Here is a 271-nt window from a genome sequence, read left to right as displayed (position 1 = left end):
AAGCCGGATCGCGATCAATGACAAAGAGCCTGCGATTGCCGAGATTGCGGATACGGGGAATGAGCCTGTAGCCAAAGGCGTGGAACATGGAGAACGTCGTTTCGGTGGCGCCAGCGGTATCGGTTGCGTGCTCATAGATTTCGACGGAGCTTTCGTTGTGAAGGAGGCCGTCGAGAACGTAGGGGGCTTCGCCCTCGGATGCCTGGATCATGCGGGAGAAGAAGGAAGCAAAACGGTTGGACAGGAAGCCATAGATCGACGCCCCCGGTCG

1 protein-coding gene is annotated in these 271 nt (G+C 57.9%); it reads right to left on the bottom strand.

Annotation, left to right across the window (positions count from 1 at the left end; translation table 11 throughout):
• A partial coding sequence (locus Ga0451573_RS19235) for a Tn3 family transposase (protein ID WP_231685802.1) occupies nucleotides 1–271 on the bottom strand: 271 nt, incomplete at both ends.

Origin of the sequence: Phosphitispora fastidiosa (genome assembly GCF_019008365.1) — a bacterium.
Lineage (GTDB): Bacteria > Bacillota > Thermincolia > Thermincolales > UBA2595 > Phosphitispora > Phosphitispora fastidiosa.
Note: the sequence above shows the minus strand (reverse complement) of the source record. Positions and strands in the feature narration are given on the sequence as shown.